The organism is Halostella pelagica (assembly GCF_004762015.1).
In the GTDB taxonomy this organism is placed as follows: domain Archaea; phylum Halobacteriota; class Halobacteria; order Halobacteriales; family Natronoarchaeaceae; genus Halostella; species Halostella pelagica.
Map to the genome: position 1 here is coordinate 290096 of NZ_SJES01000003.1, position 12742 is coordinate 302837.

The 12742-nt window shown below is 66.9% G+C and carries 13 protein-coding genes; 11 read left to right on the forward strand and 2 right to left on the reverse strand.

Annotation, left to right across the window (positions count from 1 at the left end):
* Window positions 1-52 precede the first annotated feature (52 nt).
* Together EYW42_RS09630 and EYW42_RS09635 are read right to left on the reverse strand one after the other, a co-directional pair.
* Window positions 53-550: a 2'-5' RNA ligase family protein gene (locus EYW42_RS09630; protein WP_135535050.1), complete on the reverse strand. Its 498-nt coding sequence runs from the start codon at window positions 548-550 to the stop codon at window positions 53-55.
* A gap of 60 nt (window positions 551-610) precedes the next feature.
* Window positions 611-805 (reverse strand): DUF7554 family protein, encoded by a 195-nt coding sequence (locus EYW42_RS09635; protein WP_135535051.1) that lies wholly within the window; start codon window positions 803-805, stop codon window positions 611-613.
* 101 nt (window positions 806-906) lie between these two features.
* On the opposite strand from EYW42_RS09635, the gene EYW42_RS09640 reads away from it, so the two are divergent.
* The 11 genes from EYW42_RS09640 to argF all read left to right on the forward strand — a co-directional run bounded on the left by EYW42_RS09640 (window position 907) and on the right by argF (window position 12740).
* Window positions 907-2067, forward strand: a complete 1161-nt coding sequence (locus EYW42_RS09640; RefSeq protein ID WP_135535052.1) for a helix-turn-helix transcriptional regulator — start codon at window positions 907-909, stop codon at window positions 2065-2067.
* Window positions 2068-2221: 154 nt separating this feature from the next.
* Window positions 2222-3202: a hypothetical protein gene (locus EYW42_RS09645; protein ID WP_135535053.1), complete on the forward strand. Its 981-nt coding sequence runs from the start codon at window positions 2222-2224 to the stop codon at window positions 3200-3202.
* Between the two features lie 296 nt (window positions 3203-3498).
* Window positions 3499-4737, forward strand: a complete 1239-nt coding sequence (locus EYW42_RS09650) for an argininosuccinate synthase (protein WP_135535054.1) — start codon at window positions 3499-3501, stop codon at window positions 4735-4737.
* A 1-nt stretch (window position 4738) separates the two neighbouring features.
* A complete protein-coding gene (gene argH / locus EYW42_RS09655; RefSeq protein WP_135535055.1) occupies window positions 4739-6190 on the forward strand; it encodes an argininosuccinate lyase in 1452 nt (483 codons plus the stop codon).
* A gap of 246 nt (window positions 6191-6436) precedes the next feature.
* Window positions 6437-6601, forward strand: a complete 165-nt coding sequence (gene lysW / locus EYW42_RS09660) for a lysine biosynthesis protein LysW (RefSeq protein WP_135535056.1) — start codon at window positions 6437-6439, stop codon at window positions 6599-6601.
* Window positions 6602-6694: 93 nt separating this feature from the next.
* Complete coding sequence (lysX, locus tag EYW42_RS09665) at window positions 6695-7567, forward strand: lysine biosynthesis protein LysX (RefSeq protein WP_135535057.1); 873 nt, start codon at window positions 6695-6697, stop codon at window positions 7565-7567.
* Complete coding sequence (argC, locus tag EYW42_RS09670; protein WP_135535058.1) at window positions 7567-8613, forward strand: N-acetyl-gamma-glutamyl-phosphate reductase; 1047 nt, start codon at window positions 7567-7569, stop codon at window positions 8611-8613. Before lysX ends, argC begins: the two co-directional genes overlap by 1 nt.
* 47 nt (window positions 8614-8660) lie before the next feature.
* Complete coding sequence (locus tag EYW42_RS09675; protein ID WP_135535059.1) at window positions 8661-9515, forward strand: acetylglutamate/acetylaminoadipate kinase; 855 nt, start codon at window positions 8661-8663, stop codon at window positions 9513-9515.
* Window positions 9512-10639 carry an aspartate aminotransferase family protein gene (locus EYW42_RS09680; RefSeq protein WP_135535060.1) on the forward strand — a complete coding sequence of 376 codons (1128 nt, stop codon included), beginning with the start codon at window positions 9512-9514 and terminating at the stop codon, window positions 10637-10639. Before EYW42_RS09675 ends, EYW42_RS09680 begins: the two co-directional genes overlap by 4 nt.
* The gene (locus tag EYW42_RS09685; RefSeq protein ID WP_135535061.1) at window positions 10636-11832 is read left to right on the forward strand and encodes a M20/M25/M40 family metallo-hydrolase; all 1197 of its coding nucleotides are present in this window, start codon (window positions 10636-10638) and stop codon (window positions 11830-11832) included. The genes EYW42_RS09680 and EYW42_RS09685 overlap by 4 nt, the downstream gene beginning before the upstream one ends.
* Window positions 11829-12740 carry an ornithine carbamoyltransferase gene (gene argF / locus EYW42_RS09690; protein ID WP_135535062.1) on the forward strand — a complete coding sequence of 304 codons (912 nt, stop codon included), beginning with the start codon at window positions 11829-11831 and terminating at the stop codon, window positions 12738-12740. Before EYW42_RS09685 ends, argF begins: the two co-directional genes overlap by 4 nt.
* The last annotated feature ends 2 nt before the right edge of the window (window positions 12741-12742 follow it).

Below are 12742 nucleotides of genomic sequence, written 5' to 3' on the forward strand. Positions count from 1 at the left end.
AGCGCGACGCTCCGACGCGTCGCGTGCGAGCGGCCGGAACGAAAAAAGGTCGCTACGGAAGACTGACCGTACTCACGGACTCACCGTACGTTCCGTCCCAGAACTGTAGTTCGGAGACGGTCCATGTCACGGGCTCTATCTCGCGTTCCGCAAGGCGTCGAGCGTCCGCCTCGCTGCCGTCGCGGGCAAGCGTCACGTGCGGGGTGTAGTCGTCGCCTTCGAGCATGTCGACTGCGCCGAATCGCTCGACGAGACGGTCGTGGATCTGGCGGAGACCGGGGCTCTCGACGGTCAGATACACGACCGGAGCCGATCCCTCCGGCGGATCTGAGAAGTAGTCCACACCGGTCACTGCCACCTCGAACGCGGGGGCGTCGCCCATCGCGCGCCGGGCCTCGTGCTGTAGGGAAGCGACGTGGTCAGGGTCGCCGAAGCGTTTCACCAGCAGTGAGTGGTGTTCCCGGATGCGGTCGAACCCGACGAGGGAGGGATGCAGGTCGGACGCGATCCGGGCAACTCGCCCGGGGACCGGGGCGTTGATGCTGAACACGGCGGTGCTAGGGGGCGGCGTGGCAAGAGGATGGCGGTCGGTCTCGACACCAGTGCCGCGTTAGAGTCGGTCGAGCAACCAGAGCACGATCAGCGCCAGGATGACCAGACTGACCAGCGGGCGGAGGGGACCGAGGAGAGACATGACACCGTCGACGATGAGCCCCAGAATTTCCATAACGAGCAGCAGCGCCACTAGAACGAGCACCACCTTCAGGAGCGTCTCCACCCCGAGGTCACCACGGTTGTCGAACATATTTGATTAAATCAGAGCACGCGCATAAATATCCTGTGGCTTCTGCGGGGACACGACTCGGTGGTAAGACCTTTCACCCCTAGGATCCACCGTTCGGCAGAATGCGAGAGAGGACACGAGGGGCACTCGCGGTCAGTTTCGTTGCCCTGCTGATCACGGTTTCCCTCGCTTCCAGCGCCGGAGCCGCCGGTTCTGCCTCGGGTGCCGTCAGGACTGTCGCGGGCGGCACTGGCTTCGAGCACCAGTCAGCCAACCCGGACCCGGAGGTCGCCGCCGCCCAAGAGGTCGAAACCGATGAGATACGCCTGCTCGTTTCGGTCGACGAGAACGGGACGGCGACGTGGGAGATGCAGTACTGGACGCGCCTCGACGACGACAACACGACGCAGGCGTTCGAGGACCTGCAACGGGACGTGGAGGCGAACCCCGACAACTACACCGCGCGCTTTCGCGACCGGATAACGCGCACCGTCCGGTCGGCCGAAAACGAAACCGGTCGCGAAATGGCGGTACGCGACGTGAGAATCGGCACCGAGACGCGCTCGATCCCGCAGGAGTACGGCGTGATAACGTACACGTTCGACTGGGAGAACTTCGCCGCCGTCGACGGCGACCGGATCCTGATCGGCGACGCGATCCGCGGGTTCTTCCTGAGCAGCGAAACCCGTCTGACTGTCGAGTGGCCCGACGGCTACGAGGTCGAGTCCGTCTCGCCGGATACCGACAACAGCGGCGACACCTCGGTCGGCTGGCGCGGGACCCAGACCGACTTCACTTCCGACGAACCGAGCCTGGTTCTCGCGCCCGCGAACGGCGGCGAAGGCGGCAGTAGCGACGGGGACGGGTCCGCCGGTTCCGGAAACGGGACCGACCCGCTGCTCGCGGCGCTCGTCGTCGTCGGTGTCGCCGCGATAGCGGGTCTGGCGTACTGGGCACGGAGTCGCGGAAGCGGTGCGGCCGGGGCGGCAGAGACGAGCGACAGGTCGACCGAGGAGGCTGGCGCGACGGCCGGTCAGGCCAGCGGCGATGCGGACGACGACGGTCCGCCGCCGGAACTGCTGAGCAACGAAGAGCGCGTCCTGCGGCTGCTCGAACAGCGCGACGGACGGATGAAACAGCAGGAGGTGGTCACGGCGCTCGACTGGACGGAGGCCAAAACCAGCCAGGTGGTCGGCGACCTGCGAGACGAGGGGAAAATAGAGAGCTTCCGCCTCGGCCGGGAGAACGTTCTCTCGCTCCCCGACGAAACCGACGAAATATGACCGGGCAGGGCGGTCACGCGATTCGCATCCGCACCTTCGGCAGAACCGCACGACGTAACCGGGATCGAAACCGCGTGAATTCGAATTAATCGTCGTTGATCGGGATTGAGAGCCTATCGTTTATATGAGAGTAGAGCGGTACAGTAGTGATACGATGCGTCGCAAGACCCTGGTTGCACTCGCCCTCCTCGTCCTCGCTCTGGTGGTAGCTCCGGCCGCCGCCACGGCCGGTGGAAGCGCTGGCACACCGGTTCAGAGCAACGAATCGAACGATTCGGTCGCACCCGGCGAACGACTCGCCGGCGTCGTCGGCGTTCAGGCCGCCGAAATCGACGGCGAGATGGAAGAGCGGACCTTTCAGCTCCGCGTCAGCGGCGCTGGGAGCAATACCGCCCGTGCCGCAGTCGTCACCGGGCGGATAACCGACATCGAGACCCGCCTCGAAGAACTCGAAGAGCGTCGCTCCGAACTCCGGAAAGCACGGGCGAACGGGTCCATAACCGAAGGCGAATACCGCGCACGGACGGCCCAGATCGTCGCGGAGGCCCGGACCGTCGAGCGGATGGCGAACGCGAGCGAGAACGCCCGCACTGACGACACCATCGACGTACTCGATCAGAACGGCGGAGACGCGGTTCAGTCGCTTCGCACCCGAGCCAAGGACCTGAGCGGCGGCGAGGCGGCCGATATGGCGCGCTCTATCGCCGGCGAGAACGCTGGCAAGCCGATAGCCGCCGACCATGGTTTTAGCGCAACGAACGGCTCCGATAGCCGCAGTACCGACGCCGCGAACGGTTCTAACGGACGCGACGCTGACGGGACGAACGACAGTGACCCCGAAGCCGTAAATGTGACCGGGAGCGTTGAAACGGCCGGCGGAGACCACGTGACGGATGCGACGAACAGTTCCGAACAACGAGTCGTTGACGCGAAAAACACCGCTGAGGAACGCGCCGACGGTGCCGCAAACGACAGCGACCGCGGAAGCAGTGTAGACGTAAACGGCGACGCTGAGGCGGCTAGCAGCAATGGTGACGCCGCCGCCACGACTACCGCCGGAGCCATCGAGAACGTGACTCGGAGTGGGTCCACCGACGGCGAACCCTCCGAGGACGACTCGGCCGCCGAATCGTAACTTTTGCCTCGCCGGAAGGGTTTAATAGCCCAGTTCCACTACTGACGGGTACGATGGACTGGACTCGCCGCCGTTCCGCGCTCTCGGACGCCGTGAGCGCCGGGTCCGTCTCCTTCTCTCCGCGACTGCGACCGCGACGACCGGGCCTCTTCTAGGCCCATCATTACTCTCCATTCCGACCGGATTCGAACGAAGCCTTGAGAACTCTTTAGCCCGCCTACGGACGCGTCTGTGCTTTTTATTCACTATCTAAAAGGAAGGATTTAATACCCTCAAGCGGGTCTCTTCGGCTACAGATGGAACGCGTGGCACTCGCCTTCTCAGGCGGATTGGACACGACAGTATGCGTCGGACTACTCGAAGAGGAGTACGGCTACGACGAGGTCGTCGGCGTCACGGTCGACGTCGGCCAGCCCGACGAGGAGTTCGAAGAAGCGGAGGAGACCGCCGACGCGCTCGGCGTCGAACAGTACGTCGTGGACGCGCGAGAGGAGTTCGCCACGCTGTGTCTCGACTCGCTGAAAGCGAACGCGACCTATCAGGGCTACCCGCTCGGCACCGCGCTGGCGCGCCCCGTCATCGCGAACGCGATCCTCGAGACAGCGAAGGAACACGACTGCGATGCCGTTGCCCACGGCTGTACCGGAAAGGGCAACGACCAACTACGGTTCGAGGCCGTCTGGCGCGACTCGGAACTCGACGTCATCGCGCCCGTCCGCGAACTCGAACTCACCCGCGAGTGGGAGATGGAGTACGCCGAGGAGCGCGGCCTCCCCGTCGAGAGCGGTAACGAGGGCGACTGGTCCATCGACACGAACCTCTGGAGCCGCTCGGTCGAGGGCGCGAAACTGGAGGACCCGGGATACGTCCCGCCAGAGGACATCTACGAGTGGACCGACGCGCCCGGCGAGGCCGGCGAGGCCGACCTCGTCGAGATAGAGTTCGAGGACGGCGAACCCGTCGCGGTCGACGGCGAGGAGTACGGTCCCGTCGAACTCATCGAGTACCTCAACGACCTCGCGGGCGCGTACGGCGTCGGCCGCACGGACATGATGGAGGACCGGATGCTCGGCCTGAAGGTGCGCGAGAACTACGAGCACCCCGCCGCGACCGTCCTGCTGAACGCCCACGAGTCGCTCGAAGGCCTCGTGCTCACGCAGGAGGAGCGCGACTTCAAGACGCAGGTCGACCAGCAGTGGTCGAACAAGGCGTACCAGGGCCTGATCGACGCGCCGCTCGTCGGCGCGCTCGAAGGGTTCATCGACGAGACGCAGTCCCGCGTCACCGGCACGGTGACGGTCAAACTGGAAGGCGGGAGCGCCCGTCCGGTCGGTCGCGAGAGCGAGTACGCGGCCTACTCCGAGGACGCCGCCTCGTTCAACACCGAAACCGTCGAGGGCCAGAACATCACCCAGAAGGACGCCACCGGCGTCGCGAAGTACCATGGGTTCCAGGGTCGCCTGGCGAACAAGGTCATCGACGCGCAGGACAAGAAGACGCTCGCCACGGACGGGAGCGGCGACGGGGACGAGTGAGATGACCGAGGGGAACTCAGGCGACGTCGTCCGCCGGGACCGCTTCAGCGGCGGCCCCGCCCGCGAGTTCCTCTCCTCGCTCGACGCCGACCGGCGCATCTTCGACGCCGACCTCGCGGTCGACCGCGCACACGTCGTGATGCTCGCGGAACAGGGGATCGTCGACGACGACACGGCCGGCGAGATCCTCTCCGCGCTGGACGACGTGGAGGACGCCGGCCACGGCGCACTCCCCGAGGGCGAGGACGTCCACGCCGCAATCGAGACGGAGGTCATCGACCGCGTCGGCGAGGAAGGTGGTAAGATGCACACCGCCCGGTCGCGCAACGACGAGGTAGCGGCCTGTATACGCTACCGCCTGCGCGAGGACGTGCTGGACGCCGCGGAGGCGACGCTGGGATTCCGCGAGGCCCTGCTGTCGGCGGCCGAGGCCCACGCGAACGCCGTGATGCCCGGCTTCACGCACCTCCAACCCGCCCAGCCCACGACCGTCGCGCACTGGTTGCTGTCGTACGAATCGGCGGTCGCGCGTGACACCGAGCGCTTACTCGACGCCTACGACCGGGTGAACCGGTCGCCGCTCGGCGCGGCGGCGTTCGCGGGCACGCCGTTCGACATCGACCGCGAACGCACCGCCGAACTGCTCGGGTTCGAGTCGGTCGTCGAGAACTCGATGGACGCGAGTTCCGCCCGCGACTTCCTGCTGGAGACGACGAGCGTGCTCGCGAACCTGGCGACGACGCTGTCGGGCCTCGCCGAGGACCTGATCGTCTTCGCGAACAAGGGCTATGTCGACCTGAGCGACGACTACTCGTCGACCTCGTCGATCATGCCCCAGAAGAAAAACCCTGACACGCTGGAACTCGTCCGCGCGACCGCGGGCGACGCGGCGAGCGGGGTGAACGGCCTGCTGACGACGCTTTCGGGCCTCCCCCGCGCGTACAACCGCGACCTGCAGCGCGCGACGCCGCACGCCTGGGAGACGGTCGACGCCGTCGTCGAGGCGGTGGACGTGGCCGCCGGTGCGGTCGCCACCGCCGACTGGGACGAGACGGCGCTCGCGGACGCCGCGGGCGAGGGCTTCTCGACGGCGACCGGCGTCGCGGACCTGCTGGCGATGCACGGCCTCCCGTTCCGCACCGCACACGAGATGGTGGCCGTCGCAGCAGAGTCGGGTGCTGATTACGACGCGCTCGACGCCGCCGCCCGCGAGGTGCTCGGCGATTCCCTCGACGAGTACGTCGAACGCGCGGCCGTGGAGGCCGCTCTGGACCCCGCCGAGAGCGTGGCGAGTCGGGACTCGACCGGCGGTCCCGCCGCGACCGCGGTGGCCGACGCGCTCGACGCCGCCGAGGCGACGCTTACCGCCGACACCGAGGCCGTCGAGACGGAGCGGTCCGCGCTCGCCGACGCCGACGACGCCCTCCGCACGGAGGTGAGCGAGTATGCGTGATCGACCCGTCGGACCGCGACCACTACCGCCGACCACGGGTGCACCACCGGGAACCCGTGGGCGAACGACGGCGACGCCGTCGCCGCCGTCCCCGCGAGGGGACAGATAACACATTCCGAAACTGATACTCGGAACGCGATTTCGGCTTGAGCGGATTTTTGAAGCGATTAGAGGAGAGTATGTTTATTTAATTTATCTGGTAAGTTCGAAGGTTTTAAGGTGTGCTGGCGTCGAGTAGAGGGTACAATGGCAGAATGCGTTGAGTGTGGGGCGGACGTGGCCCTGCACGACGACCTCGAAGTCGGAGAGATCATCGACTGTACGACCTGCGGTGCGGAGCTCGAAGTGACCGACACCAACCCGCCAGTCCTCCAGAAGGCCCCCGAGCTGGAGGAGGACTGGGGGGAGTAAGGTGACGGACGAGACGACTCTCACCGCAACGCGAACGCGCGGTACGACCCTGACGGCGGCGGATACGAACACGGCAGTTACGGAGGAACCCAAATGAACGTCGGAATGCTGTACTCCCGGATCCGCAAGGACGAGAAGCTCCTGCTGTCGGAGCTGCGTGACCGGGACCACGACATCACCAAGATAGACGTCCGGAAACAGCAGTTCAACATCGAGGACGCCCCGGAGGCGTTCGACGACCTGGACATCGTGCTGGACCGCTGTCTGGCGACCAGCAGGAGCCTCTACGTCACGCGGTTCTGCGAGGCGTACGACGTGCCCGTGGTCAACACGCCGGACACCGCGGAAGTGTGTGCGGACAAGGTGAAAAACAGCCTGGCGCTGACCCGCGAGGGGATCCCCACGCCGAACACCGACGTGGCGTTCACGAAAGACGCCGCGATGCAGACCATCGAGGAGTTCGGCTACCCCTGCGTCCTGAAGCCGGTCATCGGCTCGTGGGGCCGTCTGATGGCGAAGATAGACGGCAAGTCGGCCGCCGAGGCCATCCTCGAACACAAGGCGACGCTCGGCCACTACGAGCACAAGGTGTTCTACGTCCAGGAGTTCGTCGAGAAACCCGGCCGCGACATCCGCGTGCTGGCGACCGACGGCGAGCCCGTCGCCGCGATGGTCCGCTCGTCGGACCACTGGCTCACGAATGCGGCCAAGGGGGCCGAAACCGCCGAGTTCGAACTCGACGACGAGGCGAGAGACCTCGTCGAGCGCGCGAGCGACGCGGTCGGCGGTGGCCTGCTCGGCGTCGACCTCATGGAAACCGGAGACAGCTACACCGTCCACGAGGTCAATCACACTGTCGAGTTCAAGGCGCTGAACGACACGACCGACATCGACGTTCCCGGGGCCGTCGTCGACTGGCTCGAAGCCAAGGTCGAGGCCGAACAGGGCCAAGAGGTGACCGCCTGATGGCGGACGAGTCGCTCTCGGCGTCGGTCGTCGGCGGCAGCGGTTTCACCGGTGGCGAGCTACTGCGGCTGATCGACGCGCACTCCGGCCTCGAAATCCAGCAGGCGACGAGTCGGAGCTACGACGGCAAGAGCGTCGGCTCCGTCCACCCGAACCTCCGCGGCACCGACCTGCGCTTCTCCGATCCGGAGGACCTAGAGAGCGTGGACGTGCTCTTTACGGCGACGCCCCACGGCGTCTCGATGGAACAGGTCGACACGTTCCGCGAGGTCGCTGACACCGTCGTCGACCTCTCGGCGGACTTCCGCCTCGACAGCGAGGCGCAGTACGACGAGTGGTACGACGGCCACAGCAGGCCCGAACTGCTAGACGAGGCTGAGTACGCCCTACCGGAGATAAACCGCGAGAACCTCGTGGGCGCGGACCTGATCGCCTCCGGCGGCTGTAACGCCACGGCGACGATCCTCGGCCTCTACCCGCTGTTCGAACACGGCGTCCTCTCCGGGTCGGAGCAGGTCGTCGTCGACGTGAAAGTCGGCTCCTCGGAGGGCGGCGCTGGCGGCGGCGAGGCGTCCAGCCACCCCGAACGCTCGGGCGTCGTCCGCCCGTACGCGCCGAAGGGCCACCGCCACGAGGCCGAAATCGAGCAGTTCCTCGGCACGTCGGTGTCGTTTACCTGCCACGCCGTGGACATGACCCGCGGCGCGTCGGCGACCTGTCACGTGTTCCCGGACGGCCCCGTCTCGAAGGGAGACCTCTGGGGCGCGTACCGCGAGACATACGAGGACGAGCCGTTCATGCGCATGGCCGCGGGCGGGTCCGGCGTCTACCGCTATCCGGAACCGAAGGCGGTCGCCGGGACGAACTACGGCGAGGTCGGCTTCGAACTGGACCCCTCGAACAAGCGCGTCGTGGTGTTTTCCGCCATCGACAACATGATGAAAGGCTCCGCGGGCCAGGCGGTCCACGCGGCCAACGTCGCGCTCGGCTTCGAGGAGACGGCGGGCCTGGAGTTCCAGGGACTCCATCCCGTCGGCGCACCCTGATTCGTTTTCATGATTTCCACAGATACGACGGAGGTTTCCGTACCAACATGACGGTAGTAGTCAAGATCGGCGGCGCTCGCGCCGTCGAACCGGAAGGCGCACTGGCAGACGTCGCTCACCTCACGGCCAACGGAGAGGACGTCGTCGTCGTCCACGGCGGGTCGACCGCAGTGGACGAGACGTTAGAAGAACTCGGCGAGGAACCCGAGTACGTCGAGACGCCCGGCGGCGTCGTCGGACGCTTCACCGACGAGCGGACGATGGAGGTGTTCGAGATGGTGATGCCCGGGAAGTTGAACACGGACCTCGTCGCCTCGCTCCAGAGCGAAGGGGTCGACGCAGTCGGCCTCTCGGGCGTCGACGGGAAACTGCTCACCGGCCCGCGCAAGTCCGCCGTGCGGGTCGTCGAGGACGGCACGAAGAAGATCAAACGCGGGGACCACTCCGGCACGATCGAAGACGTGAACGCCGACCTGCTGGAGACGCTCCTGGCGAGCGGCTACACGCCGGTCGTCACCGTCCCGATGCTGTCGAAAGAGGGCACGCCAGTCAACGCCGACGCGGACCGCGCCGCCGCGGCCGTCGCCGGCGCGCTTCAGGCGGACCTGGTCGTCCTGACCGACGTCGCGGGCATCTACGAGGACCCCGACGACGAGTCGACGGTCATCGACGAGGCCGCGACGCCCGCGGCGTTCGAGCGCGTCGAGGACGCGGCCGAGGGATTCATGACGAAGAAGGTGATGGCGGCGACCGAGGCGTTAGAGGGCGGCGCGGCCTCGGTCACCGTCGCCGACGCGAACCTCAACGACCCCATCGTCGGCGCGCTCGACGGGCAGGGCACGACGATCACGCCAGGTGCGCTGGCTGACGACGGCGACGCGGACGAGGAGGGGGACGCATGACGGGGTTCGTCTTCTCCGAGAAACCGATCGGGATCGAACGCGGCGACGGCGCGTACGTCTACGGCGACGACGGCACCGAGTATCTCGACATGGGCGCGTCGTACGCCTGCGTCCCCCTCGGTCACGGCCACACGGCGGTCACCGAGGCCGTCACGGAGCAGTTCGAGAAGCTGACGTTCGTGCAGGCGTCGTACCCCAACGCCGCGCGGACGGCGGCGTACGAAACGCTGGCCGAGACCGCGCCGGACCCCATCGACAAGGTGTGGCTCAGTAACTCCGGCACGGAGGCCAACGAGGCGGCGCTGAAGTTCGCGCGGGCGGCGACGGGCGATTCGAAACTCGTCGCCACGATGCAGGGTTTTCACGGCCGCACGATGGGGTCGCTGGCGACCACCTGGAAGAACAAGTACAAGGACCCGTACGAACCCCTGATCGGCGACGTTGAGTTCGTCCCGTACGACGACACGGAGGCGCTCGACGACGCCGTCGACGAGGACACCGCCGGGTTCATCGTCGAACCCGTCCAGGGCGAGGGCGGGATCAACCCCGCCTCGACCGAGTACCTGCGGGCCGCGCGCGACATCACGGAAGACGCTGGCGCGGCGCTCATCTTCGACGAGGTCCAGACTGGGATGGGACGGACCGGCGCGCTGTGGAGCGCCCAGCGCGCGGGCGTCACCCCTGACATGATCACCAGCGCGAAGGGCCTCGCCAACGGCTTCCCGGTCGGTGCGACGCTGTGTCGCGACTGGATCGCCGAGAACTACGGCTCGCACGCCTCGACGTTCTCCGGCGGGCCGGTTATCTCGGCCGCCGCGGGGACCACCGTCTCGACTATCGTCGACGAGGGGATCCCGGAACACGCCGCGGCGATGGGCGAGTACCTCCACACCGAACTCGACGCGGCCGTCGGCGACGAGGTCCGCGAGATCCGCAGCGAGGGCCTGATGGTCGGCGTCGAGGTCGGCCGCGGCGCGAACCGCGCGCTGAAGGAACTCGCGCTGAACCACGACGTGCTTGCGCTGCCGGCGGGTCGGACCGTCGTGCGCCTGCTCCCGCCGCTGACCATCGGCGAAGCAGAGGTCGACCACGTGGTCGACGCGCTGGCGGAGGTCGTGGAATGAGCGCGACCGCGACCGTCTCGGACGACGAGGCCCGCGAACTGCTCGTCGACCTCGTGTCGATCCCCTCACCCACAGGCGAGGAGGCGGCGGCGGCCCAGCGTCTCGCCGACTTCTTCGAGGCCCACGACCGCGAGGTGTGGATCGACGAGGTGGGTAACGTCCGCGCCCCCGCCGACGACGCGGCGTTGCTGACCTCGCACATCGACACCGTTCCCGGAGAGATCCCGGTCGAAGTGGACGACGAGGACCAGTTGTGGGGCCGCGGCTCCGTCGACGCGACCGGCCCGCTCGCGGCGATGGCCGCCGCGGCGGTGCGCACCGGCGTCTCGTTCGTCGGCGTCGTCGGCGAGGAGACCGACTCCCGGGGAGCGCGTCACCTGATCGCCGAGCGCGACGCGCCCGAAGCCGTCGTCAACGGCGAACCCAGCGGCTGGGACGGGATCACGCTTGGCTACCGTGGCTTTCTCGCCGGCACGTATCTCGCGACCAGCGAGTCCGGCCACACCTCCCGACCCGAACCGAACGCCATTCAGGACGCGATCCGCTGGTGGTCCCGCGTCGAAGACGCGTTCGACCCGGACGAAAGTAGCATTGCGCCCGAGGCGCAACGAGATGAAGGCGGTCGCGAATCGAAAGATTCGCGAGCCAATCAGAACTCTTCGAGTTCTGATGACGGTGAAACCGCCGAAATACCCGTCTTCGAGCAGGTGACGACGAAGCCGGTCAGCGTCGAGGGCGGGTTCACCGCGGACGGCCTCTCGGTCGAGGCGACGATGGACGTTCAGTTGCGGATCCCGCCGAACAGGACCGCGGAGGGTATCAGAGAGATCGCGGAGAGCGAGCTATACGGTCGCTCGAACACGTCGAGCGGACAAGGCCCGCGGGACGGCGAGCTAGAGACGGGCACGGTCACGTGGGAGGAGCCCACTCCGCCAGTGATGGAGAACCCCCGGAACGAGGTCGCACGGGCGTTTCGAGCCGCGATCCGAGGCGAGGAGGGCGACCCCCGCCTCCTTCGGAAAACCGGGACGAGCGACATGAACCTCTACGCGCAAGCCTGGGACTGTCCGATGGCGACGTACGGACCCGGCGACTCCGACCTTGACCACGCACCGAACGAACATCTCGACCTCGGCGAGTTCGAGCGCTCGATCGCCGTGCTCGAACGCGTCGCGAACCGCCTGCAAGCATGACCAGACACTACCTCGACGTCGACGATCTGACGCCCGACGAACTGGAGTCCGTCCTCGACAGGGGGGCGGAGTACAAAGAGCTGCTGAACGCCGGTGAATCCCACCGGGACCTGCAAGAGCGGACGCTCGGCATGCTGTTCCAGAAACCCTCGACTCGGACTCGCGTCTCGTTCGAGACGGGGATGACACAGCTGGGCGGCCACGCCGTCTTCCTCGGCGAGAACGACATCCAACTCGGCCGCGGCGAACCGCTCAAGGACACGTCGCGAGCGCTGTCACGGTACGTCGACGTGCTGATGGCCCGCGTGTTCAAACACGCCAACGCCGAGGTGCTCGCCGAGTACTCCGACGTTCCCGTCATCAACGGCCTCACCGACGATGCCCACCCCTGCCAGACGCTCGCCGACCTGCTGACGATCCGGGAGACGAAAGACGGGTTCGACGATGTCTCGGCCACCTGGGTCGGCGACGGGAACAACGTCGCCCAGTCGTTCGCTATCGGGTGTGCGCTGGCAGACGTCGACCTCACCGTCGCCACACCCCCGGGCTACGGCATCGACGACGACGTGGTCGAACGAGCCCGTGAACTCGGCGGCGACCCGACAGTCACGCACGACCCGGTCGCAGCCGTCGAGGACGCCGACATCATCTACACGGACGTGTGGATCAGCATGGGACAGGAGGACGAACGCGACGTCCGAATGAACGATTTCGAGGGGTTCCAGGTCCGTGCAGACCTGCTGGACCACGCTGCTCCCGACGCGTCAGTGATGCACTGTCTGCCCGCTCACCGCGGCGAGGAGATCACCGACGCCGTCATCGAGAGCGACCGTTCGGTCGTGTGGCAACAGGCGGAAAACCGGATGCACGCCCAGAAAGGCCTGCTCGCCTGGTTGCTGGAGAACTGACT

Excerpts from the sequence above, each read along its gene's own strand:
- EYW42_RS09635 (WP_135535051.1), bottom strand. The coding sequence starts at position 805 with ATGTTCGACAACCGTGGTGACCTCGGGGTGGAGACGCTCCTGAAGGTG.
- argC (WP_135535058.1), top strand. The coding sequence starts at position 7,567 with ATGGCGGACGAGTCGCTCTCGGCGTCGGTCGTCGGCGGCAGCGGTTTC.
- EYW42_RS09645 (WP_135535053.1), top strand. The coding sequence starts at position 2,222 with ATGCGTCGCAAGACCCTGGTTGCACTCGCCCTCCTCGTCCTCGCTCTG.
- lysW (WP_135535056.1), top strand. The coding sequence starts at position 6,437 with ATGGCAGAATGCGTTGAGTGTGGGGCGGACGTGGCCCTGCACGACGAC.
- EYW42_RS09640 (WP_135535052.1), top strand. The coding sequence starts at position 907 with ATGCGAGAGAGGACACGAGGGGCACTCGCGGTCAGTTTCGTTGCCCTG.
- argF (WP_135535062.1), top strand. The coding sequence starts at position 11,829 with ATGACCAGACACTACCTCGACGTCGACGATCTGACGCCCGACGAACTG.
- lysX (WP_135535057.1), top strand. The coding sequence starts at position 6,695 with ATGAACGTCGGAATGCTGTACTCCCGGATCCGCAAGGACGAGAAGCTC.
- EYW42_RS09650 (WP_135535054.1), top strand. The coding sequence starts at position 3,499 with ATGGAACGCGTGGCACTCGCCTTCTCAGGCGGATTGGACACGACAGTA.
- EYW42_RS09685 (WP_135535061.1), top strand. The coding sequence starts at position 10,636 with ATGAGCGCGACCGCGACCGTCTCGGACGACGAGGCCCGCGAACTGCTC.
- EYW42_RS09675 (WP_135535059.1), top strand. The coding sequence starts at position 8,661 with ATGACGGTAGTAGTCAAGATCGGCGGCGCTCGCGCCGTCGAACCGGAA.
- argH (WP_135535055.1), top strand. The coding sequence starts at position 4,739 with ATGACCGAGGGGAACTCAGGCGACGTCGTCCGCCGGGACCGCTTCAGC.
- EYW42_RS09680 (WP_135535060.1), top strand. The coding sequence starts at position 9,512 with ATGACGGGGTTCGTCTTCTCCGAGAAACCGATCGGGATCGAACGCGGC.